Source organism: Massilia sp. P1_C10 (assembly GCF_056406475.1).
Map to the genome: position 1 here is coordinate 213,707 of NZ_JBFUAC010000001.1, position 25,765 is coordinate 239,471.

Here is a 25,765-nt window from a genome sequence, read left to right on the forward strand (position 1 = left end):
GGGGTCAGACCCTTGCTATTCGTCGGCCAGCGGATCGTCAAGCGGGTCGGTCGGCGCGCCGCCGGGAATCACGAACTTCTCTTCGGCCCAGGCGCCCAGGTCGATCTGTTTGCAGCGCTCCGAGCAGAACGGGCGGTACTTGTTGGCCTCGGTCCATTCGACCTTCTTGGCGCAGGTGGGGCAGGCTACTACTGGCATGGCAAATCACTCACTTCTTTAAAAATTGCACAGCGTGAGTTCGAACGGTACGTCGTCTTCCAGCGGCTTCGGTTTCAGGTCGCCGCCCTGGCTCGTGAAGCGAACCCACAGCATGTATTTGTTGGCGGATATTTCCGGGATCGCGCCCAGGTTCTCGTCCAGGCTCAAGCGCAGCATCTGGTAGACCTTACCTTGCAGCATTTGCTGGTAGCTGCCGGCGTTGGCGATCATCTTGACCGGCCCGCCGGAGTCGCGCAGCAGGCGCAGCACCAGGGCCAGCGCGTCGAACAGCGGCGCCAGCGGCGCGAACCAGGCGACGATGTCATTGTAACGCTGCTCGGACGGACGCTTCTGCCACGCGTAATACGAGGGCAGGTCGAATTCGCAGGCGCCGCCCGGAATGATGGTGCGGCCGCGGATGCTCATCAGCCATTCGTTGTCGCGCACGTTCTGGCCGGTCTTGCCCTGCGCCGCGACCAGGTTGGCGCTGACGGTTTCCAGTTCGCCGAGCACGGCGTCGAGCATTTCGGGGACCACATTCGGATTGGAACGGTAGCTCAGCAGGCTCTGCTTCTGGCGCTCGAGCTCCTGCAGCAGGTCAGACTTGAGGTCGGCGCGGCCGGCCACTTCCAGCATGTCGAAAATAGTGGACAGCGCGACGTGGTGCTGCATCGCGTGTTCCTGGTGAACAAAGAACTTGAATTTCTCGTACAAATCTTCCAGCCGCAATAACGTGCGTATGCGCTCGTTGAAAGGGTATTCGTAGACGATCAAAATGACATCCCTTTTCTTATAGGCCGGAGAAGAATCACGTGATTCTGAACCAGTCGACGCAAAATTACAAATTCTCCAATGGTAAATCTGTCATTCTGGACGACATTGTAATGTATTGCCGGTGCAACGCTTCCACTTGCGGCGCCAAAGCACCAATTCCGTCGTCGTTGACGATCACGTCGTCGGCCGCGGCCAGCCGCTGCGCGCGCGTGACCTGCGCCGCCATGATCTCGCGGACTTGCGCTTCTTGCAAGCCATTGCGCGCCATCACGCGGGCGATCTGCATCTCCTCGGGACAGTCGATCGCCAGCACGCGCGCGACCCGGTCGCGCCAGTTGCCCGATTCGATCAGCAGGGGCACGACGAAAATGACGTAGGCGCCGGTCGCCGCAGCGGCTTCGCTCTCGGCGGCGGCGCGGATCAGCGGATGCAGGATCGCTTCCAGACGTTGCTTGGCGGGCGGGTCGGAAAATACCAGGGCGCGCATCGCGGCGCGGTCGAGGGCGCCGTCGGGGGTGACGAAGGCGGGGCCGAATTCGGCGCCGATCGCGGCCATCGCCGGCCCGCCTGGCGCGGTCATCGCGTGGGCGATCAGGTCGGTGTCGACCACCGAAGCGCCTAGCGCGGCGAACATGTTGGCCACGGTGGTCTTGCCGCAGCCGATGCCGCCGGTCAGTCCGATCTGTAATAGTGGGCCGTGCGCCTTGTCCATGATGTCCTCGCCGGCCCGGGTAGCGTCAGCCGAAAAACTGGTGCGAGTAAGCGGTGATCTGCGGCCCGCACAGCAGCGCGATCATGCCGGCCGCGGCCAGGTAGGGGCCGAACGGGATCGGGTTCTCGCGCCGGTGCTTGGCGAACAGGATCAGGCAGATGCCGACCACCGCGCCGACCACCGACGACAGCAGCACGATCGCCGGCAGCATCTGCCAGCCCAGCCAGGCGCCGAGCGCGGCGAGCAGCTTGAAGTCGCCGTAGCCCATGCCCTCCTTGCCGGTGGCGAGCTTGAACAGCCAGTACACCGCCCACAGCACCAGGTAGCCGGCGGCCGCGCCGATCACCGCGTCCTGCAGCGGCACGAAGGTGGCGTTGAGGTTGACCAGCAGGCCGGCCCACAGCAGCGGGAAGGTCAGGTCGTCGGGCAGCAGCTGGGTGTCGTAGTCGATCGCCGTCATCGCCAGCAGCGCCCAGCCGAAGCCGAGCGTGGCGAGGCCGGCCCAGCCGCTGCCGAATTTCCAGATCAAGAGGGCCGACAGCAGGCCGGTGAACAGTTCGATGGCCGGATAGCGGATCGAGATCGGCGCCTTGCACGCGCTGCACTTGCCGCCCAGCGCGATGTAGCTGACCACCGGGATGTTTTCCAGCGCCGTGATATGGTGGCCGCAATGCGGGCAGGCCGAGCGCGGCACCATCAGGTTGAAGTTGTCTTGGTGCGGCAGTTCCTTGCCGCTCTCGTGCGCGACGTAATTGTCGGAGTCGCGCTGCATCATCTTCGGCATGCGGTAGATGACGACGTTGAGGAAACTGCCGATCAACAGGCCGAACAGGCCGGCGGCCAGGGTCGCGCCCAGCGAGCCGGGGGCGGCAAACAATAGGGTTTCCAAAAGAATAACGCTCCAGTGTGTGACGAAAGGCCCGTGCCGATGCCGATATGTTGCATCTCAGGAAGATTACGAATCATAGACGCGTTCCGCGCGAATATGCAAATCAATACCGCTAAATTGCGCCCGTCAGCGGCTTGATGTGGATCAAAGATATGTTAATGGCAAACCGACAAACTGCAAGGGCAGGGCAATTTCGGCGCCCGGTTGGAAAGGAGCGGCCATGTCGTACAAGACCATCGTCGTCCATGTCGACCAGTCGCGGCACGCCGACGGCCGCATCCGCGTCGCGGCCGCGCTGGCGGCCCGCCACGGCGCGCACCTGGTCGGCGCAGCGACCACCGGGATGTCGAGCCTGATCTACCACGGCGCCAACGTCGACATCGCGCGCACCGCGCTGGCGCCCCAGCTCGACCAGCTGATGGTGCGCGCCAACGATGCGCTCGACCGCTTCGACGCCATCGCCGGCGCGATCGACGGCCTGTCGTTCGAGCGTCGTCTGGTCGACGACGACGCCGCTGCCGGCCTGGCGGTGCAGGCGCGCTACGCCGACGCCTTGGTCATTAGCCAGTTCGATCCCGACGATCCGGTGGCGCGCATCGATCCCGAACTGCCCGCGTTCGTCATGCTCAATAGCGCCGGCCCGGTGCTGATCGTGCCCTTCTCCGGCGCGCCCGCCGCGGTGGGCGACGAGGTGCTGACTGCGTGGGACGAGAGCATCCCGGCGCGGCGCGCCATCGGCAGCGCCTTGCCGGTGCTGAAGGCCGCGCGCAAAGTGTGGCTGGCGGTGTTCAACACTGGCGAGCTGCCGCGCCTGGCCGGCGCCGACATCGCGCTGTTCCTGGCGCGCCACGGCGTCAACGTCGAAGTGCTGCGCGCCGAAACCCAGGGCGGCGTCGGCAGCGCGCTGCTGTCGCTGGCGACCGACCGCGGCGCCGACCTGCTCGTCATGGGCGGCTACGGCCACACGCGCTTTCGCGAAGTGCTGATCGGCGGGCCGACCGAAGCCATCCTCGCAAGCATGACCATTCCCGTCTTGATGTCCCATTAGGAGGCACACATGTACAAGCGAATCCTGGTACCCACCGACGGATCGGAGCTCGCCGCTCAGGCCGTCGCCGCGGCGATCGACTACGCGCGCGCCAGCGGCGCGGTGGTGGTCGCGTTCTCGGTCGCGCAGCCGTACCCGATCCTGCCGGCGGTGGACGGCGCGATGATGATCGATCCCGGCATCGACAGCAAGGAGCTGCAGCAGATCGCGCAGCAGTCGGTGGACGAGGTGGCGCGCGCGGCAAAGGACGGCGGCGTCGCCTGCGAGACGCACACGGCGATGTCGTTCCTGCCGTACGAGGAGATCATCCGCGCCGCCGAGGAGTACCGCTGCGACGTGATCTTCATTGCCTCGCACGGGCGGCGCGGCTTGTCGCGCCTGCTCGCCGGCAGCCAGACGCAGAAGGTACTGGCGTATTCGCGCGTGCCGGTGCTGGTGCTGCGGCCGGAGCTGCCGGCCGCATGACGCCGGCTAGGGGTACAATCCCGGAAACGGAGAACCCCATGAAAATCAGCTCACTCGCCCTGGCCGTGGTCCTTGGATTCGCGGCCATGTCAGCATCCGCGCACGCCAAGCTCGAGGCGTCGGAACCGAAGGCGTCCAGCGTCCTGGCGCAAGCGCCGGCGCGCATCCGCCTGCAGTTCAACGAGTCGATCGAACCGGCCTTCAGCAAAGTCGCGCTGACCAATGTACAGGGAACCGAGATCGCGGTGAAGGCAGTGGCCGACAACGACAACCGCAAGGCGCTTGCCGTATCGGTGCCGGCCTTGCGCGCGGGCGAGTACCGCGTCCGATGGACGGCGATGGGCCATGACGGCCACAAGACGAAGGGCGAATTCAGCTTCACCGTCAAATAGATGATCGCCGCCACGGTGATCCTCAACCTGGCCGTGGCGATCGCAGTCGGGGCCTGCCTGCTCGGCCTGTTCCTGGCGCGCGACATGAGCGACTGGGCTGCATCACGTCGCCGCCGCGTTCGCGCGATTGCGCTGGCGGCTACTGTCGCGGCGCTGCTGGCAAGCGCGGTCCTGCTGTGGATCGAGGCCGCGATGATGTCCGAGACGCCGCTGATGGAAGCCTTGCCCGCGGTCTTGTCGATGCTGACCCAAACCCACTACGGCGTCGCCTGGAAAATCGGCGCGGCTTCCTTGACGGCGGCGGCATTGGCCTTGGGGTCAGGTCCGCCGGACCTGACCCCGGGCTTTAGTCGCAGCGCTCTGCTCGCACTGGCAGCCTTCCTGTACTCGCGCAGCATGGTGAGTCACGCAGCCGCCGATGGCGACATCAGCCTCACGATCGCCGTCGACTGGATCCACCTGATGGCGATCAGCGCGTGGTCCGGCGAAGTGATCGTCGCCGGCCTTGCGTCGCTGGCCGGCGAGGGCCCGCGGACCAGCGTGACTGACCATGTGAGGGCGCTGTCGTCATCGGCAACCGTCGCGCTTGCAGTGGTCGTCGCGACGGGCGCATACAGCGCATGGCATAACGTGGGATCTTCCGCCTACCTGGGCGGCAGTCCTTACGGCGCCACGCTGCTGGTGAAGCTGGCGTGCGTGGCCGCGGCGGTCGGGCTGGGCGCCTTCAACCGCTTCTTAGTGATGCCGTCGGTGCTTGCCGGCGGATCCGCGCGCCGATTCCTGCTCGTGCTGCGCGTCGAAGGCGCCGTGCTGATGGTGGTGCTGGTGCTGGCCGCGATACTCAGTTCGACGCCTCCGCCATTGGGGTGAGGCGTGTGAACCCGCTGGCCGCTATCCGCACCGCGGCGGTGCGGCGTCCCAGCGGCTACTTGAGCTTGACGTCCTCGGCCTTCGCTTCCTCCATCGCCTCCGGCTCGAGTTCCTCGGCCGAGGTGTTCAGGTGGACGAATAGTCCCCACGCGGCGAGCATGATGCCGACGGCGACGAGGATGCTGGCGGCGTAGGGGAGATGGGTGGGATTCTCGTGAATCGCCTTGAACGTGGCGACCAGTCCTTCGACCGCCAGTGCTACCACAACGACGACAAAAAAACGCGACAGGAAGCGCCGCACCCGAGTCGGCGCGCTGATATCGGTGTTGCGGATGACTTCTTCCTCAACGATGGTCTCGGCGATCTGCAGTGCGACGACGCCGGCGGCCAGCAGTCCCATCGCCTCGATGACCATCAGCGCCGCAGCGCCGGTCGTGCCGCCGGCAAAGGCATCCCATCCCATGCGGGCGGAAATCACGATGAGCATCAGCGCGGCGCCTGCGAACAGGAACGCCATCAGCGCGTGCACGGAGCTGAACATGACAGTGAGTATTTTCATCCGCCCATGTTGCCATAACTGAGCAGTGGACCGGCGCACGCCCGCACCTTCGCCACGTCGCTAATGGCCGCGTGATTGGCCTTTTTGCCGGCGTAATTCTTCTGCAATGAGGATGGCGAACGACGCGGCAACCTTCATCTGGTCGCTGTCGATCGGATCGTTGCGGGCGAATTCCACGGTCAGCACGCCATAACAATCTCGCTCACTGGTTTTTAGGGGAACCATCAAGAAGGCGCGCAAACTGTCCTCTCGCCACGAAGTTTCCAAAGGGCCGACATAGGTCGACAAGTTTCCCTTGTGTACGAATGGCTGAAATTTCTCGTTATGACCGGTTTCGAACGATAAGGCATGCGGAAAGTCCAGCGAGGCGCAGGCCAGGGCCTTGCAAGTGAACGGAAACCCGAAGCGAGGAACGTAGTGCATTAGCTGCTGCCGATAGGTGGCGCTGGCTACAATGTCTTGTAAGCGCTCCGATTTTTTGCCGGAGATGGCCGCATTGGTGGTTTTCAGCTCTGCCTCGTCCGGCAGCCAGACGCACACGCGTTGCGCATGAAACTTCGAAAATGCGGCTTCGACCAAGGGCAGCGCGCGCTCGAGGAAACTCAGGTCGTCCGTGGCGCGACTTTCGAGCATTTGCCAAACTTCGCCGCCGATCATGTCGCGGGATCGCTGATGGTTGAATTCCCGCCAGTGGTCCCAGAAAAGGTAAGTCACGGCCAGGATGAACGCGACGTGCCTGGCCATTTTTTGTATTTCGCTTTTGGGTTCAAGGATCCCGTGCGCAAGCCGGTCAGAGCCGACAAGTTCGCCGACCACTTCGATCGTCAACAGAAGGAGAGACAGGAAAAGGACGGAGACGGCGCCCACCCGAAGTGCGCGACGGGCGTATTCCTTGACCGGCCAATATCCCCAAAAATACAGCGCGATGGGAGAAAATGCGAAAGCCTGGCGCAACGCCAGGCGGGCTTGATGAATGAGTGCGCGCTGGTGTTCGCCAGGGTCAATTTTATTCGGCGGGGCGGGTGGCGGCGGATGTTCGGTGCGCGGCGCCCCGGATGGATGAGTTACGGGCTTGTCCCCGGACTCGGCGGCGTCGTGATCGGAGGACACGTAGCAGCGTCAAACGGGCTGGAATCGATCACTCAGCGCTTCTGCACACGAAAATTGTGCCACGCCCTTTTGAACTCTTTCCAGCCCAGGGTGACACGCGTGTGAGATTGTTCGCCGCCGGCGTGCTCGCTTTCACACTCTGAAACCTCACGTTTATTTTCGGAAATGCCTTCGACTCTGCTGCGGCTCAGCTTGTATTGAGTTTCCGTTTCCATATGCGTATCCCATTGTGGCCAAAATCGCAAGCAACATGCGACTCTGCGAAACCACTATACGCCGTTTGATAGCACTGCGCCCCGCTGTGTAACATCAATCCTGTGGCGTATCAACGCCGCTTCCGGCCAAGGGAATCTGGCGGCATCGGAAAGCTTTCGATGCCGCCCTTGTGGCTTACACAACCGAACCGAGCTTGAAGATCGGCAGGTACATCGCGATCACCAGGCCGCCGATCAGCACGCCCAGGATCACCATGATCATCGGCTCCATCAGCGCCGACAGCGCGGCGACAGCCTCGTCGACTTCCTCTTCGAAGAAATCGGCGACCTTGCCCAGCATGGAGTCGAGCGCGCCCGACTCTTCGCCGATCGCCACCATCTGCGTCACCAGGCTGGGGAACACGTTGGCGTTCTGCATGGCCACGGTCAGGCTGGTGCCGGTGCTCACTTCGCTCTGGATCTTTCGCGTCGCGTCGAGGTAGACCACGTTGCCGGCCGCGCCGCCGACCGAATCGAGCGCTTCGACCAGCGGCACGCCGGCCGCGAACATGGTCGCCAGCGTGCGCGTCCAGCGCGCGATCGCCGCCTTGCGGATCACCGCGCCGAAGATCGGCGCCCTGAGCAGCGTGACGTCCATGAAACGCTGCACCTTGGGCGAACGCTGCCAGGCCTGGAAGAAGAAATAGATCGCCGCGCCGAGGCTGCCGAAGATCATCCACCACCAGGCGACGAAGAATTCGGAGATCGCCATCACCACCAGGGTGGGCGTCGGCAGGTCGGCGCCGAAGCTGGCGAACACCTGCTTGAACGCCGGCACCACCCAGATCATGATCACCGCGGTGACGATGAAGGCGATCGCCAAGATCGAGATCGGGTAGGTCAGGGCCGACTTGATCTTGCCCTTGATCGCCAGCGTCTTTTCCTTGTAGACGGCGAGGCGGGTCAGCAGGTCTTCCAGGATACCGGCCTGCTCGCCGGCGCCGACCAGGTTGCAGAACAGCGGGTCGAAGTACAGCGGGTATTTGCGGAACGCGTTGTTCAGGCTGGTGCCGGTCTCGATGTCGTTGCGCAGGTCCATGATCAGCTTGGCCATCGACGGGTTCGAGTGGCCCTTGCCGACGATGTCGAACGACTGCAGCAGCGGCACGCCGGCCTTCATCATGGTCGCCAGCTGGCGCGTGAACAGCGCGATGTCCTTGCCGGTGATCTTCTTGCCGCTGCGGTAGACCTTCTTCTTGATCTTGGTGACCATCACGCCCTGGCGGCGCAGGGTGACGTTGACCACGGCTTCGCCCCCGGCGCGCAGCTCGCCGCGCACGGTCTTGCCGGACTTGTCCTTGCCTTCCCAGGCATAGACATTTTCCTTGACCTGGGCCAGGCCGGCTTTCGATGTTGAGCTTGCCATTGAGTTTCCTATTCGTTAGTGCAGCCAAGCACTTCTTCGAGGCTGGTGAGGCCCTGCTTGACTTTCATCAGGCCGGACCGGCGCAGCGACTTGACGCCCTCCGCCTCCGACTGCGCGGCAATCTCCATCGAGTTGCCATGCGCCAGAATGAGTTTTTCGATGGCGGGCGTGATCGGCATGATCTGGTAGATGCCAACCCGTCCCTTGTAGCCGCCGCCGAGGCAGCGCTCGCAGCCGACCGGGCCGTACGGCTTCCAGTCGCCTTCCAGTTCTTCCGCGCGGAAGCCGGCGGCCAGCAGGATGTCGCGGCTGGTGTCGAGCGGCTTCTTGCAGGTGCACAGGCGGCGCGCCAGGCGCTGCGCGGTGATCATGATGACCGACGAGGCGATATTGAACGGCGCCACGCCCATGTTCATCAGGCGCGTCAGGGTCGACGGCGCGTCGTTGGTGTGCAAGGTCGAAAACACCATGTGGCCGGTCTGCGCGGCCTTGATCGCGATGTCGGCGGTCTCCAGGTCGCGGATCTCGCCGACCATGATGATGTCCGGATCCTGGCGCAGGAAGGATTTCAAGGCGACCGGGAAGGTCAGGCCGGCACGGTCGTTGACGTTGACCTGGTTCACGCCTGGCAGGTTGATCTCGGCCGGGTCTTCCGCGGTCGAGATGTTGATGCCCGGCTTGTTGATCACGTTCAGGCAGGTGTACAGCGACACCGTCTTGCCCGAGCCGGTCGGACCGGTCACCAGCACCATGCCGTAAGGGCGCTGGATCGCCTCGAGCAGCAGCTCCTTCTGGTCCGGGTCGTAGCCGAGCGCGTCGATGCCCATCTGGGCCTGGGTCGCGTCGAGAATACGCATCACGGTCTTCTCGCCGAACAGGGTCGGCAGGGTCGAGACGCGGAAGTCGATCGTCTTGACCGGCGACAGCACCAGGCGCATGCGGCCGTCCTGCGGCACGCGCTTTTCCGAGATGTCGAGCTTGGCCAGCACCTTGATGCGCGAGACCAGCTTGTCGCGGATCGTGATCGGCGGCTGGGCGTGTTCGCGCAGCACGCCGTCGACGCGCAGGCGGATCCGGTAGAACTTTTCGAACGGCTCGAAGTGGATGTCGGACGCGCCCAGGTTGATCGCGTCCATCAGGATCTTGTTGAGGAACTTGACGATCGGCGCGTCTTCGATTTCGTTGGCCGTGTCCGCCGCCACCGTGACCGGCGCGTCCTCGGCAAACTCGATGTCCTGGTCCTCGCCGGCCATTTCCTGAAGGCTCTGCTCGGCGCTCTTGCCCAGGCTGGCCAGCAGTGCGATCAGCGCGTCGTGCGGCACGATCACCGGCTCGACCGACGCCTCGCTCTGGAACTTGATCTGGTCGAGCGCCTGGTTGTTGGTCGGGTCCGAAATCGCCACCGACATCTTGTTGCCGCGCTTGGCCAGGGCGATCACGCGCTGCGCCTGCATCAGCTTGTCGTCGATCGCCTTCGGCGGCAGCAGCGCCACATTGAAGGCCTGCAGATCCATCATCGGATAGCCGAAGGTCTCGGCGCAGAACACCGCCAGCGAACGCGCGTCGATCAGGCCGCTGGTGACGAGGCTGTCGATGAACTGCACCTTGTCGGTCGCCGCTTTCTTCTGCAGCGTGTCGGCCTGCGCCGCGGTCAGGCGCCCCGCCTGGGTCAGCGCGCGCGCCAATCCCGACATCGGAGTGCCTGAAGCGGGGTTCGAAATCACAGCTGCCATATGCGCGCGGGGTGAGGGAAGGACGTTGAAAATTCGCCATCACCATCGGGAAATGGGGCGAAACTGCCTTGGATGATGCCTCCGAGCACTACTTTTGTAAAGCGTTTGTCGCAGGCAGGAGGCATGCATACCACGTAGACGAAATGGCACGCACCGGCTTGGTGCATTTAATGATGCCGTTTATGCCCTGCCGGCCGTTTCAGTTTGACCACCTTGATCGACTGGTTCTGCACCTGCACCACCTCGATGACGCAGTTCGCCGTCTTCAGGCTGATCGCCGCCTCGGGGATTTCCTGCAGCAGCTCGAGCATCAGGCCATTCAGCGTCTTCGGGCCATCCAGCGGGAAATTTAGCCCTAATTGCTTATTGATGTCGCGCAGCGGCGTCGACCCTTCCAGCAGGGCTTCGCCGTGCGCGTCCCAGCCGAAGGTTTCGCTGCGCGAGGCGCCCGGCACCGAGGTGGTGAATTCGCCGATCATTTCCTCGATGATGTCGTCGAGCGTCACCAGGCCCTGCACCTCGCCGTACTCGTCGACGATGATGCCGAGGCGTTCCTTGTTTTCCTGAAAATACTGCAGCTGCGTAAACACGCCGGTTTCGACCGGGATGAAGTACGGCGCGCTGAGCAGCTCGCGGAAGTGCTCGACCGTCAGCTCCTCGGCCTGGTTCAGGAGCGCCACCGCCTTGCGCACATGCAAAATGCCGACGATCTGGTTGATCTCGCCTTCGTAGACCGGCAGCTTGTTGTGATAGCAGGTGGTCAGCTGGTGCTTGATTTCCTCGACCGGCACGGCCAGGTTCAGCGCCTCGACCTGGGCGCGCGGGGTCATGATGTCCTCGACCGAAATGGTTTCCAGGTCGAACAGGTTGAGCAGGATGCTCTTGTGCTTCTGCGGAATGAAGTTGCCGCCTTCCAGCACGATCGAGCGCAGTTCCTCGGGCGACAGGCGGTGCTGGTGGATGTCGTTGCCGGATTTGATGCGCAGCAGCTTGAGCACCACCTTGACGAACAGGTTGACGAACCAGATCACCGGCTTGGCCGCGGCCATCAGCGGCTTGAGGAAGACGCTGGTGGCCAGCGAGATTTTTTCCGGGTAGGTCGCGCCGATCACCTTCGGCGAAATTTCGGCGAACACGATCAGCAGGAAGGCCACGACGGCGGTGGCGATCGTCAAGACGCTCTCGTCATGGCCGAAGAACAGGATCGCAATGGTGGTCACCAGCGCGGTGGCCATCGCGTTGATCAGCGTGTTGGCGATCAGCACCAGCGACAGCAGCTTGTCGGTGCGCTCGAGCAGCCACAGCGTCGTGATGGCGCCGCGGTTGCCGCGTTTGGCGAGGTGGCGCAGGCGATATTTGTTGGCCGCCATCAGCGCCGTTTCCGCCATGGCGAAAAACGCCGAGCAAAGGATCAGGACGGCGAGGGCCAGCACCAGGGCCCATATGGGCACGTTGTTCAAGGCTCACCGCCAGGAGGAAGGCAAAGTAATGCAGGGTGCATCGACAGCGGGCCGGGCCCAGGATGGCGCGGCGAAATGCTGCCGCAGAGCTTGGAATTCTACGGCTCCCGCGCTTTCCTTGCAAGTTTGTCCAGTGTGGGGCTAGCCGTTCCACCAGTGCGAGGTCGTCCCGTGCGCCGGCAATCTGGCCTGGCTCACCTCATGGATGACGCCGGCCGCCAGCGCCTGCTCGGCGGTGTACAGCCGCGCATTGCCGAACAGGTGAGTGCGGATGTCTTCCTGCTCGGCGTTGCCGTGCGTGGCCTCTTCGTAGATGCTGGCGTAGCGCTCGGCATCGAAGTCCAGGCACTCGCGCCATTCGGAGACGCGGGAATGGTCGGCGGCGACCAGGTTGCCGAAGCCCCAGTTGAGCGGATGGACCAGGAAGCGCGAGCCCGGGCAGGCGCGCCGCCTGGTTCCGGCCAAAAAGATCACCACCGCGATCGATTCGATGTTGCCCATGTTGTGGGTGGTCAACGGAACCGGCAGCGACTTGAGGAAGTAGTACAGCGCGAAGCCGGCGGTCATGTTGCCGCCCTCGGAGGAGAAGTGCAGCTCGATTTCGCTGGCGCCCGCCTGCAGGGCCTGCAGGCACAAATTGCGCACGGTGCAGGCCGAGCCGTGATTGATGGGCCCGATGAAATGAACGATGTGTAACGCCATGAAAACTCCCGGATTGCAATCATTCCCACAATAGCAAATCCGGGCTCCGGCTGGCGTCTTGCTGACCTAGCTGCCCCGATAGGTCGAGTACGACCACGGCGTCACCACCAGCGGCACGTGGTAGTTCTGGTCGGCGTGGGCGATGCCGAAGGCGATCGTGACCTGGTCGACGAAGCGCGGCTCGGGCAGCGCGACGCCCTGGGCGGCGAAATAGTCGCCCGCGGCGAACACCAGCTCGTATTTGCCGGCCGCCATCGTGTCGCCTTCGAGCAGCGGGGTGGCGCAGCGGCCGTCGGCGTTGGTGGTGTCGGTCTTGACCAGCGTGCGCGCGCCGCCGTCGAGGCGGTACAGCTCGACGCGCACGCCGGCGCCCGGCTTGCCCTGGGTGGTGTCGAGGACGTGGGTACTGAGTTTGCCCATGGTTTATTCCTATATGTCGGTTATCGCCGCGATCATATACCAAGGTGTTGCGAACATTATATGATGGTGAATATGAGCACCTATGACAATTACCCCCGCGACCTGGCCGGCTACGGCCGCAATCCACCCCATCCGGCCTGGCCCGGGCAGGCGCGCATCGCGCTGCAGTTCGTGCTCAACTACGAGGAAGGCGGCGAGAACAATGTGCTGCACGGCGATCCCGCCTCCGAGACCTTTCTTTCCGAAATCATCGGCGCCCAGGCCTTCCCGATGCGCCACATGAGCATGGAGTCGCTGTACGAATACGGCTCGCGGGCCGGCCTGTGGCGGCTGCTGCGCATGTTCGAGCAGCGCAAGATGCCGCTGACCATCTTCGGGGTCGCCATGGCGCTCAAGCGCAATCCGGACGCGGTCGCCGCGTTTCGCGAGCTGGGCCACGAGATTGCCTGCCACGGCCTGAAATGGATCTCCTACCAGAATGTCGATGAGGCGACCGAGCGCGCCCACATGGCCGAGGCGGTGCAGATCATGCGCGCGCTGACCGGGGAAGCGCCGCTGGGCTGGTACACCGGGCGCGACTCGCCCAATACGCGCCGGCTGGTGGTCGAGCACGGCGGCTTCGCCTACGACGCCGACAATTACGGCGACGACCTGCCGTTCTGGGAGCGGGTGACGACCAGCGACGGCGCCGTCAAGCCGCAGCTGGTGGTGCCGTACACGCTCGACTCGAACGACATGCGCTTCGCTGCGATGCAGGGTTTTAACAGTGGCACGCAGTTCTTCGACTATTTGAAAGACTCGTTCGACACGCTGTACGCCGAGGGCGACCCGGACGGACTGAACCAGCCGAAGATGCTGTCGATCGGCCTGCACTGCCGCATCGTCGGCCGGCCGGGACGGGCGGCGGCGCTGGCGCGCTTCCTCGACTATGTGCAGTCGCACGACAAAGTGTGGGTCGCGCGCCGGATCGACATCGCCAACCACTGGAAAGCCGTGCACCCGTTCTGAATTATGCAAAATTCCGCATAATTTATGCGAAATCCGATATAACCGACATCGTAAAACTAATATATGAGGGTGGATCGCCGGTGTTAACCTAGTAAGCTGGGAGAAAACCGAGGCAAGCATGTCAGATCCAATTCGTTTTTATTATCAGGGCAAGGTCCGCGAGCTCGGCAACGTGGCGCCCACCCGCACGGTTCTGCAGCATCTGCGCGAGGATTTGCACTGCACCGGCACCAAGGAAGGTTGCGCCGAAGGCGACTGCGGCGCCTGCACGGTGGTCATCGGCTCGCTGGAGGACGGCGAAGTGTCGTTGAAGGCGGTCAACTCCTGCATCCAGTTCGCCGCCACGCTCGACGGCAGGGCCCTGTTCTCGGTCGAAGACATGCAGCAGCCCGACGGCGCGCTGCACCCGGTCCAGCAGGCGCTGGTCGAATGCCACGGCTCCCAGTGCGGCTTCTGCACTCCCGGCTTCGTGATGTCCCTGTGGGGCATGTACCTGAAACACGAAGGCAGGCAGCCGACCCGCTGCCAGGTCGACGACGCCCTGTCCGGCAACCTGTGCCGCTGCACCGGCTACCGCCCGATCATCGACGCCGCCTACCGCATGGGCGAACTGCCGCGCGTCGAATTCGACCGCGCCGCCCTCGCCGAACAACTGACCGCGCTCAAGCGCGATACGATGGCCGTCTACAGCGCCGCCGGCGCCACCTTCTACGCGCCGCGCACCCTCGACGAGCTGGCGCAAGTGCGCGCCGCGCAGCCGAAGGCGCTGCTGCTGGCCGGCTCCACCGACATCGGCCTGTGGGTCACCAAGCAGTTGCGCGACGTTAGCGACATCATCTATCTCGGCCACGTCGACGAACTGAAAACCATCACCGAATCGGCCGGCATGATCGAAGTGGGCGCCGGCGCCACGCTGGAAGACGCCTACGCCGCCATCTGCAAGCACTACCCCGGGCAGCTGACCGAGATGGCGCAGCGCTTCGCGTCGCTGCCGATCCGCAACGCCGGCACCCTGGGCGGCAACGTCGCCAACGGCTCGCCGATCGGAGACTCGATGCCGTGGCTGATCGCCCTCGGCGCCGAACTGGTGCTGCGCGGCCCGGACGGCGTGCGCGCCATGCCGCTGGAAGACTTCTACCTCGGCTACCAGCAGAAGGACCTGAAAGCCGGCGAATTCGTGCAGGCCGTGCGCGTGCCGATGCCCAAGGCCGGCGTGCAGTTCCGCACTTACAAGCTGGCCAAGCGCTTCGACCAGGATATCTCCGCGGTGTGCGCCGCGTTCGCGTTCCGCATCGATGGCGACGTTATAGCGGACACCCGCATCGCCTTCGGCGGCATGGCCGCGACTCCGAAGCGCGCCGCGCAGACCGAAGCCCTGCTGGCCGGCCGCGCCTGGACCGAAGACACATTGAAGCAAGCGATGGCGATGCTGGCGCAGGATTACGCGCCGCTGTCCGACATGCGCGCCTCGAGCGCCTACCGGATGAAAGCCGCGCAAAACCTGCTGCGCCGTTACTGGTTCGAGACGCGCAGCGCGCAGCCGCTGGCGGCGGGCGCGGTCAACGCGTTCGCCATGCGCGCTGAAGGAGAAGCAGCATGAGCGAAGCGGATACCCCCGTCGTCAAGCCCTGGAGCGCCGTCGGCGTTCCGCGCGCCCACGAATCTGCCGCGCTGCACGTGCTCGGCCAGGCCACCTACACCGACGACATACCGGAAGTGCAGGGCACCTTGCATGGCGCGCTGGGCCTGTCGGCCAAGCCGCACGCGCGCATCGTCTCGATCGACCTGGCCAAGGTGCGCGCGGCCGCCGGCGTGGTCGGCGTGTTCGCCGTCGGCGACATCCCCGGCACCAACGACTGCGGCCCGATCATCCATGACGACCCGATCTTCGCCGACGGCGTGGTGATGTACGTCGGCCAGCCGATCTTCATCGTCGTCGCCGAAACCCACAACCAGGCCCGCCGCGCCGCGCGCCTGGCCGACGTGGTCTACGAAGAACTGCCGGCGATCCTGACTCCGCAGGCCGCCAAGGCCGCGCAGTCCTACGTGCTGCCGCCGATGCGCCTGGCGCGCGGCGACTACCAGGCCGCGTTCGAACGCGCGCCGCACTCGGTCAAGGGCGAGCTGTACGTCGGCGGCCAGGAGCAGTTTTATCTGGAGGGCCAGATCGCCTACGCCGTGCCGAAGGAGGACAAGGGCATGCTGGTGCTGTGCTCGACCCAGCACCCGAGCGAGATGCAGCACGTCGTCGCGCACGCGCTCGGCGTCCACTCGCACAACATCACGGTCGAATGCCGGCGCATGGGCGGCGGCTTCGGCGGCAAGGAATCGCAGTCGGCGCTGTGGTGCGCCGCCGCCGCCATCGCCGCGGCAAAGCTCAAGCGCCCGGTCAAGCTGCGCGCCGACCGCGACGACGACATGCTCGTCACCGGCAAGCGCCACTGCTTCCACTACGAATACGAAGTCGGCTACGGCGACGACGGCCGCATCGTCGCCGCCAAGGTCGACATGGTCACCCGCGCCGGCTATTCGGCCGACCTGTCCGGCCCCGTCGCCACGCGCGCCGTCTGCCACTTCGACAATACCTATTACCTGTCCGACGTCGACATCCGCGCCGCGTGCGGCAAGACCAACACGCAATCGAACACCGCCTTCCGCGGCTTCGGCGGGCCGCAAGGCGCCATCGCGATCGAATACGTGATCGACGAAATCGCCCGCAACCTGGGACGCGACGCGCTCGACATCCGCCGCGTCAACTTCTACGGCGACGACACGCGCAACGTCACGCCCTACGGCCAGGTCGTGGTCGACAACGTCATCGGCGCCATCGCCACCGAGCTGGAAGCGTCGAGCGATTACCGCGCGCGGCGCCGTGCGATCGACGCCTTCAACGCCGCCAGCCCGGTGCTCAAAAAAGGCCTCGCATTCACGCCCGTCAAATTCGGCATCGCCTTCAACGTAACGCACCTGAACCAGGCCGGCGCGCTGGTGCACGTGTACGTGGACGGTTCGATCCTGGTCAACCACGGCGGCACCGAGATGGGACAGGGCATCAACACCAAGGTGATGCAGGTCGTCGCGCACGAACTGGGCGTCGACATGGCGCACGTGCGCGCCACCGCCACCGACACCAGCAAGGTCGCCAACACCTCGGCCACCGCCGCATCGACCGGCGCGGACCTGAACGGCAAGGCCGCGCAGGACGCCGCGCGCCAGATCCGGGAACGTTTGGCCGCCTACGCGGTCAAACTGTATGGAGGCGAGGTCGGGCAAGTGCGCTTCGCCGCCGACATCGTCCACGTCAATGGCCACGAAGTGCGCTTCCCGGAACTGGTGCAGAAAGCCTACCTGGCGCGCGTGCAGTTGTGGTCCGACGGCTTCTACGCCACGCCAAACCTGCACTGGGACCCGAAAACCATGAGCGGCAATCCGTTCTCCTACTTCGCTTACGGCGCCGCGGTGGCCGAAGTGGTGGTGGACACGCTGACCGGCGAATGGAAACTGCTGCGCGCCGACGCGCTGTACGACGCCGGAAACTCGCTCAACCCGGCCATCGACATCGGCCAGGTCGAAGGCGCCTTCATCCAGGGCATGGGCTGGCTCACGACCGAGGAGCTATGGTGGAACGACGGCGGCAAGCTAATGACGCATGCGCCGTCCACTTACAAGATTCCCGGCGTGTCGGACTGCCCGGAAGACTTCCGCGTCAAGCTATTCAAGAACAGCAACGTCTCCGACAGCATCCACCGCTCAAAAGCGGTGGGCGAGCCGCCGCTGCTGTTGCCGTTCTCGGTGTTCTTCGCGATCCGCGACGCGGTGTCGGCGGTCGGCGGCCACAAGGTCAATCCGCCGTTGAATTCCCCGGCCACCAGCGAAGAAATCATCAAATCGATCGCCGCCGTCGAAGCGGCCGTGGGCGCGTGATGGACGAATGGCGCCTGGCCAGCACCACGCCGGCAGTACTGGTGACGGTCGCCATCGGCGAAGGCTCGGTCCCGCGCGGATCCGGCACCCGCATGATGGTCACGCAAGCGGGCCTGGCCGGCACGGTCGGCGGCGGGCACCTCGAACTGCGCGCCATCGAAATCGGCCGCGCCATGCTGGTTGACGGCCGTGCGCGCCACTTCGAGCGGTTCGCGCTCGGCCCCAGCCTCGGCCAATGCTGCGGCGGAGTGGTGCACCTGGCGTTCGAACTGGCCGACCCTGAACAAGCGGCTTTGCTGGAGGCGCGCCGCGACAGCGACAGCTGGCGATTGAGCGCGCTCGATGGCGCTCCTGATACCGCGTTGTTCGACGCTGATGGCAAGCATTTGGCGGGCTCGAATGCGCCGGTGTTCGCGCGCACCCGCGGCACCCACGTAATGCAGGAGCAGGACGGCCGCCGCTGGCTGGTCGCGCAGGTTGAAGCGCCGCGCGCTCACCTGGTGCTGTTCGGCGCCGGCCATGTCGGCGCCGCCGTCGTGCGCGCGATGGCGCACCTTCCGTGCACCGTCACCTGGGTCGACGAACGCGACGACCTGTTCCCCGAACACGTACCCGACAACGTGCGCATCGAAGCGACCGATGCGCCCGAAGACGTGGTGGCCAGCGCGCCGGCCGGCGCCAGCTATCTCGTCATGACGCACTCCCACGCGCTCGACCAGCGCCTGGCCGAAGCGATCCTCGCGCGGCCGCAGGTCGGCTGGTTCGGCCTGATCGGTTCGCACACCAAGCGCAAGCAGTTCGAACACCGGCTGCGCGCGCGCGGCCTCGACCCGGCCCGCATCGACGCGATGGCATGCCCGATCGGCCTGCCCGGCATCACCGGCAAGGAACCGGCGGTGATCGCCGCGTCGGTGTCGGCGCAGTTGCTGATGCTGTGGGAAGCGGCCGCGCGGCTCGACGCTGGCGCACCGCCCATTAGACTGGTAGGCTCCTGCTGACCGTAACAAGAAAGACCCTGATGTCCACTGTAATGCCAAGCCTGCGGGCCTATCGTGCCAGCCTGCTGCACTTCCACGCCGATCCGGCGTTCGCCGAACATGCCTATTCGTGGCATGAGGACGGACTGCTGCTGGTCGACGGCGACAAGATCCACGCCGCCGGCGACTACGCGCAACTGGCGCCGACCTTGCCCCAAGGCGTCGAAGTCGCGGACTACCGCGGCAAGCTGATCGTCCCCGGCTTCATCGACACCCACCTGCATTTCCCGCAGACCGACATGATCGCCTCGCCGGCGCCCGGTCTCTTGCCCTGGCTCGAGACCTACACCTTCCCGACCGAGCGCCAGTTTTCCGACCCGGCGCACGGGCGCGAGGTGGCCGAGTTCTTCCTCGACCAGCTGCTGCGCAGCGGGACCACCACCGCGATGGTCTACTGCACCGTGCACAAGGAATCGGTCGACGCATTTTTCGAAGCGAGCGAAGCGCGCGGCCTGCGCATGGTGGCGGGCAAAGTCCTGATGGACCGCAACTGCCCCGAGTTCCTTGCCGATACGGCGGAGGGCGGGGCGCGCGACAGCGAAGAGCTGATCCGCAAATGGCACAAGCGCGGGCGTTCGCTGTACGCGCTGACGCCGCGTTTCGCGCCGACGTCCTCCGAGGCGCAGCTGACCCTGACGGGCGAGCTGGCGCGCGCCTATCCGGACACCTTCATCCAGACCCACGTGTCGGAGAACCGCGACGAGTGCGAATGGGTCAAGTCGCTGTTCCCGCCCTCGCGCAGCTACCTCGACGTGTACGACCACTACGGCCTGCTGCGCCCGCGCGCCTTCTTCGGCCACTGCATCTGGCTCGACGACCAGGATTTCGCGCGCATGGCCGAGACGCAGTCGGCAGCGGCGGTGTGCCCGACCTCCAACCTGTTCCTCGGCAGCGGCCTGTTCGATTTCGAGCGCGCCGACGTGGCGCGCGTGCCCTTGTCGCTGGCGTCGGACGTGGGCGCCGGCACCTCGTTCTGCATGCTGCAGACGATGAACGAGGCGTACAAGGTGGCACGCATGAAGGGCAGCTACTTGCCGGCGCTGCGAATGTTCTTTCTGGCGACGCTGGGCGCGGCGCGCGCGATGCAGCTGGAAGGGACGATCGGCAATTTCGCGGCGGGGACCGAGGCCGACTTCATCGTGCTCGATCCGCAGGCGACGCCGCTGCTGGCGCGCCGCAGCGGGGAACTGAGTAATTTGGAGGAGCTGCTGTTTGCGCTGGCATTGCTTGGGGACGATCGGGCGATCGCCGCGACGTATTCAGGCGGCAGGATGGTTCACCAGCGATAGCGTCCAAGGCGGGGTCAGGTCCCGTTGGACCTGACCCCAGGTGTTGGGCCGCGGCTTAGGCCAGCGTCTCGATCAGGTCGAGCAGCTTGACGTGGTCCAGCGGCTTGTTGAGAAAGGCGGTCGCGCCCTGGCGCAGCGCCCAGACGCGGTCCGAATCCATGTCCTTGCTGGTCAACAGGATCACCGGGATATGCCAGGTGGTCTCGTCGTTGGTGATCGCGCGCGTGGCCTGGAAACCGTTCAGGCCCGGCATGACGATGTCCATGATGATCAGGTCCGGCAGCTCGCTCTTGGCCTTGGCGACCGCTTCCTCGCCGTCGTTGGCCATGATGACGCGGTGCCCTTCCTTGGTCAGCAGGGCGTTCAGGACCAGCCGCTGCGACAGGGAATCGTCCACTACTAATATTTTTTGATTGGCCATGGCAGTGTGGGTCAGGTTGCGGATGTCGGGGAGGGCGCCTGCTGCTCGGCCGCTTTTTCTTCCGGCAGGTAGCGCCAGTAGAACGCATGCGGCTGCATCGAGAATTCGTCCTGCAGCTCCTTGCAGATCATCGACTCGGCCAGGTACAGCGCCTTCAGATTGGTGGTCCGGCTCAGCGTCACGTATACGCGCAGCGTCCTGGTCTGCGTCGAATTGTGCAGCTCCATGTCGGTCACGTCGATTTCCATGCCGCGCAGCTTTTTCTTGATGTGCTTGGCCACATCGCGCTTCACGGCTTTGAACAGCTCCGGACTGAGGAACCTGGCGTTCGACATGAATTAAAGCCCCGATCGAATGACGAAAAGTGGAAGGCGCGCGTCTGGGCGGCGCATTCACCAGTAGATATGATGTGTTGTCCGTCGTCAACCCGTCGGGGTCAAGGAAGGCGCAAATTTCGTCCGCGCACGGGCGTCGGACTCGGACATATTATAACGCGCAACGGCGATAAATGGTTCTAAAAAGCAACATCGGGCGGCGTGTTGCAAACTAGGCATGAAGGCTATAAAGTAGCCGCGCAGCACGCACAAACTTCACCGAGAGAACATCGAATGCACAAGACATTAAGCGGCGCCATGGTCGCCCTGGCCCTGGCGGGCTTCGCCGTCGACGCGGGCGCCAAGGGTCCTGCCACGGGCAACGAAGCGGCCACGGCGCACTATTTTGCCAGCCTGGTCGGCGGTCACGATCCGAAACTGGCCGAACTGACGATGTTCTTTTCGCAAATGCCGAAGGGCGGCGACCTGCACCATCACTATTCCGGCGCGCTGTACGCCGAGCAGTACGTCGATTTCCTCGACAAGCAGGGCTTTTGCGTCAACAAGACCACCTACCGCATCGAAACCAGCAAGGCCGTGATCGAGGCCGAGCGCGCGCTGCCGGCCGGCCAGCGCAACTGCCTGTCATCAAGCGAAGTGTATGCCGACGACGCCGCCTACCGCGAGCTGCTGCAGCGCTGGTCCTCCAAGGACTTCCGCAACCACGGCGCGGTGCAGCCGCCGCCGGACCGCCAGTTCTTCCAGACTTTCGGCTACTTCGGCCCGGTGTCGAACGCCAACTTCAACGACGGCCTGCAAACCCTCAAGCAGCGCGCCATCGCCGAAAACGTCGGCTACATCGAAACGATGTTCAAGATGGCGCCGTTTTCCACCGACCCGAAATTCGACGCCTTCGCCTGGCAGGCCGGGGACGACGCGGCCCTCACCGAACTGATGCGTATCCAGCTCGCCCAGCTGAACCAGGATGCCGGATTCCAGCGCAGGATCGACGACTATGTGGCCAGCGTCGCGCAAGCCGCGGCCGGCATCGACGACGCCAACTTCACCATGCGCTACCAGACCTACGTGTTGCGCCTGCTCGCGCCCTCGCAGGTGTTTTCGTCGATGGTGGCCGGCTTCAAGGCGGCCGGCCAGAGCGAGCTGATCGTCGGCGTCAACATCGTCGGCCAGGAAAGCCAGATGGTGTCGATGCGCGACTACACGCTGCACATGAAGATGTTCCAGTTCCTGAAATTACAATATCCGAACGTCAAGGTCGCGCTGCATGCGGGCGAGCTGGCGCTGGGCGACGTGGCCCCGGAAGGCCTGAAGTTCCACATCGACCAGGCGCTGGCGCTGGGCCGCGCCGACCGCATCGGCCACGGCATCGACCTGGCGCACGAGAGCAACGTGCTGGGCATTATGAAAAAGATGCGCGAGGCCGACATCCCGGTCGAGATCAACCTGACCAGCAACGACTTCATCAACGGCGTGCGCGGCGAGAACCATCCGGTGACGCTGTACCGCAAGCATGGCGTGCCCTTCGTCATCTCGACCGACGATGCGGGCGTGACGCGCCACGACCTGTCGAACGAGTACATGCTGTTTGCCAGCCGCTACCGTCCCGACTACGCCGAGGTGAAGAAGCTGTCGTACAACAGCGTGCGCTACGCCTTCCTGCCGGAGGCGCAGAAGCAGCGGCTGAAGCGCCAGCTCGATCAGCGCTTCAGCAAGTTCGAAGCCGACATCGCGGTGCTCGACCGCGAAGCTGCGCGCACCCGCCGCTGAGCGCGTCGGCGCAATCCGGGGCCTGGTCCTGCGGACCCGGCCCCATTTTCGGCCGCGCCGCGTCCATACAGCCCTTCCGAAAAGATGGACAAAGCCACAACTTTGTGGTCATCCCGCTACACAATTCGCACTGCCATAGCGCCTTTTTAATATTTCCCAGTGAAACGATTTCACTGGGGAATGCAGCCCTTATAATCGCGCCTTGACGCTCCTGCCACCTGTTGTCGGTGGTCACGACAAGAAACACGGACATTTCGCGTCATTTATATTTTTGGCATATAAATATTGAAATGAAATGGTATTTGTCAACAATGTGCCCTTAATGCATAGTTGTTGAGCAACTTGCCGATAGTGTTCAGTTGGCAACTTTAATGGGTGCAGGTCGTTAATAAGATCATGTCATGCCGGTGTCACGCGAGGGCGATACGCTCCGCTGCGCCGCGCAGGGCCTTGACCGGAAAAGTTCTTTTTTGCCGCAGGTGTGTGTAGCTTGCAGATGTCGTATTCACAATAACACTCTAGGGAGTTCTTAATGCAATCCGCTTTTCATCAACAACCTAAGCTGCGTCTGAGCCTGATCGCTCTGGCATGCCAGCTGGCGTGCGTGAGCCTGTCGGCCAATGCGCAAGAAGTCTCGGCGACCGCGCCGAAAGCTGAAGTTGTCATTACCGGCAAAAAGCTGGGTATGGGTCTGATGGTCACGGAAGATGCGCCAAAAGCGCGCTCCACCATCACTGCAGAGGAACTCGAGAAGCAGCGCCCAACCGGCAACGCGTACGAAGCCCTGGAGATGCTCCCATCGGTCAACAGCTACAACTACGACGCCACCGGCCTGTTCGGCGGCGGCCTGTCGCTGCGCGGCTTCAACAGCGACCAGATCGGCGCCACCATCAACGGCGTGCCGGTCAACGACTCGGGTAACTTCGCTGTCTACCCGCAAGAATACGTCGACCAGGAAAACACCTGCTCGCAGTTCGTCACCCAAGGCTCCACCGACGTCGATTCGCCGCAGGTTGGCGCATCGGGCGGTAACTTCGGCATCGTCACCTGCAAGCCGGAGAACGTCCAGCGCGTGCGCATGATGCAAACCATCGGCCAGTTGGCCATGCACAAGACCTTCGTGCGCTTCGACACCGGCCTGTTCAGCGACAAGCGCTCGAAAGCCTTCATTTCGTACTCGAACGCCGAGACCGACAAGTGGAAGGGCTACGGCACCGGTCACCGCGAACACATCGACGCCGGCTTCAGCTACGAGTGGGATCGCTTCAACTACATCGCCGCCACCTTGCTGTGGAACGATGCAAAGAACAACAGCATCAACAACCTGACGCTGAGCGAAATCAATAACAACGGCTACTTCTACGATACCTCGCCAACCTTCGTCGGCCACCTGACCCCGGTCAAGGGCACCGTGCAGAAGGAAGCGACCCAGACGCCGCCGTACTACGGCCTGTTCAACAACCCATTCCGCAATGGCATCTTCTCGGCAACGGCAAAGTTCCGCCTGGCTGAGGGCACCGATATCAAGATCATTCCTTACTACTGGTATGGCTTCGGCAACGGCGGCATCCAGCAGCGCGCCCAGTCGGAAGCCGCGTTCCTGAACCGCGCCACCAACAAGAACACCGCGACGGTGGACCTGAACGGCGACGGCGACACCCTCGACACCGTGCTGGTCGCCAACGCGTCGGTCACCCGCACCCAGCGTCCTGGCGTCACCACCTCGGTCACCCACACCATCGGCAACAACGAACTGCTGGCCGGTTTCTGGTACGAGAAGGCCACCCACCAGCAGACCGGCCCGATGGTCAAGGTCAACCAGGATGGCACCTACGACTGGTGGCTGCAGCAGGACAAGATCGTGCGTCCTGACGGCACCCCGTTCGAGAGCCGCGACAACCGCACCATCTCGACTGCTTACCAGGGCTTCGTGCAGGACACCATCAGCATGTTGGACGACAAGGCGCTGGTCAACATCGGCCTGCGCACGCCGCACATCAAGCGTGATTTCACGAACTACGCCAGCGAAGGCAATCAGAACGCGACGTACCAGATGGTCAAGACCTACAAGACCATCCTGCCGCAGTTCGGCGCCCGCTACAAGATCACCAACGACGACCAGGTGTTCATCAGCGTCGCCAAGAACATGAAGGCGCCACCGAACTTCGTGTTCTCGAACGTCGGCACCAACGTCAAGATCATCAATGGTTCGCCAGTACTGGCCGGCGACGTGCGTGAAGAGACCTCGTGGAACACCGATATCGGCTACCGTCACCAGGATAACCGCTTCATCGCCACGTTCACCGCTTTCGGCGTGAACTTCAAGAACCGCCAGGCGACGGCGTTCGATCCAGTGGCCAATGCGTCGATCTACACCAACGTAGGCGATGTGAAGACCAAGGGTTTCGAGATCGAAATGAACAACATGCCGATCAACGGCTGGGCGCTGTATGGTTCGTTCGGTTACCTGAAGAGCGAAATCCAGAACAACATGCAGATCGTGGCTGCAACGCCTACGCTGACCGGCATTCTGCCGACGGCCGGCAAGGAACTGCCTAACTCGCCGCGCCTGAAGGCCGGCCTGTCGCTCGAGTACTCGCAGAACGCATTCTGGGCTCGCGTCAAGGCCAAGTCGACCAGCGAACAGCAGTCGACCCTGGTGAACGACGAGAAGGCGCCTGGTTACACCACGTTCGGTGTCGACGCTGGTTACACCTTCGCCAACTACGGCCTGCTGAAGCGTCCGAAGCTGACTTTCAACTTCAGCAACATCACCAACAAGCAGTACCGCAATCCGTCGTCGACCGCGATCACCAACACCACGCCATTCCCGGGTGCTGTGACCTCGACCGGCACGCTGCGCTACTACCTGGGCGCCCCGCGCTTCGCGTCGGTCACCCTGTCGGTGGACATCTAAGATTGTTCCCTGCCGCGTGGCGCCAGCCGTATCGGCGCCATGCGGAACAGTGCATAATCCAACAGGCCTTCGGGCCTGTTTTTCATTTCCGATTAACTAAGTACTTACAAACCAT

General features: G+C 63.8%; 25 protein-coding genes. 11 read left to right on the forward strand and 14 right to left on the reverse strand.

The features are described 5' to 3' along the window. Positions 1–15: 15 nt before the first annotated feature. The 4 genes from AC1D02_RS01090 to AC1D02_RS01105 form a co-directional block, all read right to left on the reverse strand. A complete protein-coding gene (locus AC1D02_RS01090; protein WP_477312826.1) occupies positions 16–198 on the reverse strand; it encodes a DNA gyrase inhibitor YacG in 183 nt (60 codons plus the stop codon). 18 nt (positions 199–216) lie between these two features. Continuing rightward, complete coding sequence (gene zapD, locus AC1D02_RS01095) at positions 217–972, reverse strand: cell division protein ZapD (RefSeq protein ID WP_477312828.1); 756 nt, start codon at positions 970–972, stop codon at positions 217–219. 64 nt (positions 973–1,036) lie between these two features. Next, positions 1,037–1,684: a dephospho-CoA kinase gene (coaE, locus tag AC1D02_RS01100; protein WP_477312830.1), complete on the reverse strand. Its 648-nt coding sequence runs from the start codon at positions 1,682–1,684 to the stop codon at positions 1,037–1,039. Positions 1,685–1,709: 25 nt separating this feature from the next. Further along, the gene (locus AC1D02_RS01105) at positions 1,710–2,579 is read right to left on the reverse strand and encodes a prepilin peptidase (RefSeq protein ID WP_477313966.1); all 870 of its coding nucleotides are present in this window, start codon (positions 2,577–2,579) and stop codon (positions 1,710–1,712) included. A gap of 214 nt (positions 2,580–2,793) precedes the next feature. Here AC1D02_RS01105 and AC1D02_RS01110 point away from each other — a divergent pair, with 214 nt between their 5' ends. Genes AC1D02_RS01110 through AC1D02_RS01125 form a run of 4 tightly spaced genes read left to right on the forward strand, consistent with a single transcriptional unit; the run spans position 2,794 to position 5,348 of the window. After that, positions 2,794–3,621, forward strand: coding sequence for a universal stress protein (locus tag AC1D02_RS01110; RefSeq protein WP_477312832.1), 828 nt, complete (start codon positions 2,794–2,796; stop codon positions 3,619–3,621). A 9-nt stretch (positions 3,622–3,630) separates the two neighbouring features. Next, complete coding sequence (locus tag AC1D02_RS01115) at positions 3,631–4,086, forward strand: universal stress protein (protein WP_477312834.1); 456 nt, start codon at positions 3,631–3,633, stop codon at positions 4,084–4,086. Between the two features lie 38 nt (positions 4,087–4,124). Then, positions 4,125–4,478, forward strand: a complete 354-nt coding sequence (gene copC, locus AC1D02_RS01120; protein ID WP_477312836.1) for a copper homeostasis periplasmic binding protein CopC — start codon at positions 4,125–4,127, stop codon at positions 4,476–4,478. A 33-nt stretch (positions 4,479–4,511) separates the two neighbouring features. After that, a complete protein-coding gene (locus AC1D02_RS01125; RefSeq protein WP_477312838.1) occupies positions 4,512–5,348 on the forward strand; it encodes a copper resistance D family protein in 837 nt (278 codons plus the stop codon). 55 nt (positions 5,349–5,403) lie between these two features. On the opposite strand, the gene AC1D02_RS01130 is transcribed toward AC1D02_RS01125, so the two are convergent. From AC1D02_RS01130 to uraH, 8 genes are all read right to left on the reverse strand, one after another. Continuing rightward, positions 5,404–5,907, reverse strand: a complete 504-nt coding sequence (locus AC1D02_RS01130) for a hypothetical protein (protein ID WP_477312840.1) — start codon at positions 5,905–5,907, stop codon at positions 5,404–5,406. Between the two features lie 60 nt (positions 5,908–5,967). Continuing rightward, positions 5,968–7,017: a GAF domain-containing protein gene (locus AC1D02_RS01135; RefSeq protein WP_477312842.1), complete on the reverse strand. Its 1,050-nt coding sequence runs from the start codon at positions 7,015–7,017 to the stop codon at positions 5,968–5,970. Between the two features lie 32 nt (positions 7,018–7,049). Beyond that, positions 7,050–7,232 carry a hypothetical protein gene (locus AC1D02_RS01140; protein ID WP_477312844.1) on the reverse strand — a complete coding sequence of 61 codons (183 nt, stop codon included), beginning with the start codon at positions 7,230–7,232 and terminating at the stop codon, positions 7,050–7,052. Positions 7,233–7,407: 175 nt separating this feature from the next. After that, on the reverse strand, positions 7,408–8,637 hold the full coding sequence (locus AC1D02_RS01145; protein WP_477312846.1) for a type II secretion system F family protein: 1,230 nt from the start codon (positions 8,635–8,637) through the stop codon (positions 7,408–7,410). A gap of 8 nt (positions 8,638–8,645) precedes the next feature. Continuing rightward, a complete protein-coding gene (gene pilB / locus AC1D02_RS01150) occupies positions 8,646–10,331 on the reverse strand; it encodes a type IV-A pilus assembly ATPase PilB (RefSeq protein ID WP_477312848.1) in 1,686 nt (561 codons plus the stop codon). 206 nt (positions 10,332–10,537) lie between these two features. Continuing rightward, positions 10,538–11,830 (reverse strand): HlyC/CorC family transporter, encoded by a 1,293-nt coding sequence (locus AC1D02_RS01155; RefSeq protein ID WP_477312850.1) that lies wholly within the window; start codon positions 11,828–11,830, stop codon positions 10,538–10,540. A 141-nt stretch (positions 11,831–11,971) separates the two neighbouring features. After that, on the reverse strand, positions 11,972–12,532 hold the full coding sequence (locus tag AC1D02_RS01160) for a ClpP family protease (protein WP_477312852.1): 561 nt from the start codon (positions 12,530–12,532) through the stop codon (positions 11,972–11,974). A gap of 66 nt (positions 12,533–12,598) precedes the next feature. Beyond that, positions 12,599–12,952, reverse strand: coding sequence for a hydroxyisourate hydrolase (gene uraH / locus AC1D02_RS01165; protein WP_477312854.1), 354 nt, complete (start codon positions 12,950–12,952; stop codon positions 12,599–12,601). 72 nt (positions 12,953–13,024) lie between these two features. On the opposite strand from uraH, the gene puuE reads away from it, so the two are divergent. The 5 genes from puuE (at position 13,025) to guaD (ending at position 20,210) form a co-directional block, all read left to right on the forward strand. Next, complete coding sequence (gene puuE, locus AC1D02_RS01170; RefSeq protein ID WP_477312856.1) at positions 13,025–13,960, forward strand: allantoinase PuuE; 936 nt, start codon at positions 13,025–13,027, stop codon at positions 13,958–13,960. Between the two features lie 118 nt (positions 13,961–14,078). After that, the gene (xdhA, locus tag AC1D02_RS01175) at positions 14,079–15,560 is read left to right on the forward strand and encodes a xanthine dehydrogenase small subunit (RefSeq protein WP_477312858.1); all 1,482 of its coding nucleotides are present in this window, start codon (positions 14,079–14,081) and stop codon (positions 15,558–15,560) included. Then, positions 15,557–17,884, forward strand: a complete 2,328-nt coding sequence (gene xdhB, locus AC1D02_RS01180; protein ID WP_477312860.1) for a xanthine dehydrogenase molybdopterin binding subunit — start codon at positions 15,557–15,559, stop codon at positions 17,882–17,884. The genes xdhA and xdhB overlap by 4 nt, the downstream gene beginning before the upstream one ends. After that, entirely contained in the window at positions 17,884–18,882 is a 999-nt protein-coding gene (xdhC, locus tag AC1D02_RS01185; protein WP_477312862.1) for a xanthine dehydrogenase accessory protein XdhC, read from the forward strand. Before xdhB ends, xdhC begins: the two co-directional genes overlap by 1 nt. A gap of 20 nt (positions 18,883–18,902) precedes the next feature. After that, entirely contained in the window at positions 18,903–20,210 is a 1,308-nt protein-coding gene (gene guaD / locus AC1D02_RS01190) for a guanine deaminase (RefSeq protein WP_477312864.1), read from the forward strand. Positions 20,211–20,265: 55 nt separating this feature from the next. Here guaD and AC1D02_RS01195 read toward each other — a convergent pair whose 3' ends face one another. Then, positions 20,266–20,631, reverse strand: a complete 366-nt coding sequence (locus AC1D02_RS01195) for a response regulator (RefSeq protein WP_477312866.1) — start codon at positions 20,629–20,631, stop codon at positions 20,266–20,268. Between the two features lie 11 nt (positions 20,632–20,642). Further along, on the reverse strand, positions 20,643–20,966 hold the full coding sequence (locus tag AC1D02_RS01200; protein WP_477312868.1) for a hypothetical protein: 324 nt from the start codon (positions 20,964–20,966) through the stop codon (positions 20,643–20,645). Between the two features lie 273 nt (positions 20,967–21,239). Between AC1D02_RS01200 and AC1D02_RS01205 the strand changes: the two genes are divergently transcribed. Both AC1D02_RS01205 and AC1D02_RS01210 read left to right on the forward strand, forming a co-directional pair. After that, entirely contained in the window at positions 21,240–22,733 is a 1,494-nt protein-coding gene (locus AC1D02_RS01205) for an adenosine deaminase (RefSeq protein WP_477312870.1), read from the forward strand. A gap of 532 nt (positions 22,734–23,265) precedes the next feature. Continuing rightward, entirely contained in the window at positions 23,266–25,650 is a 2,385-nt protein-coding gene (locus tag AC1D02_RS01210; protein WP_477312872.1) for a TonB-dependent receptor, read from the forward strand. Positions 25,651–25,765 lie beyond the last annotated feature (115 nt).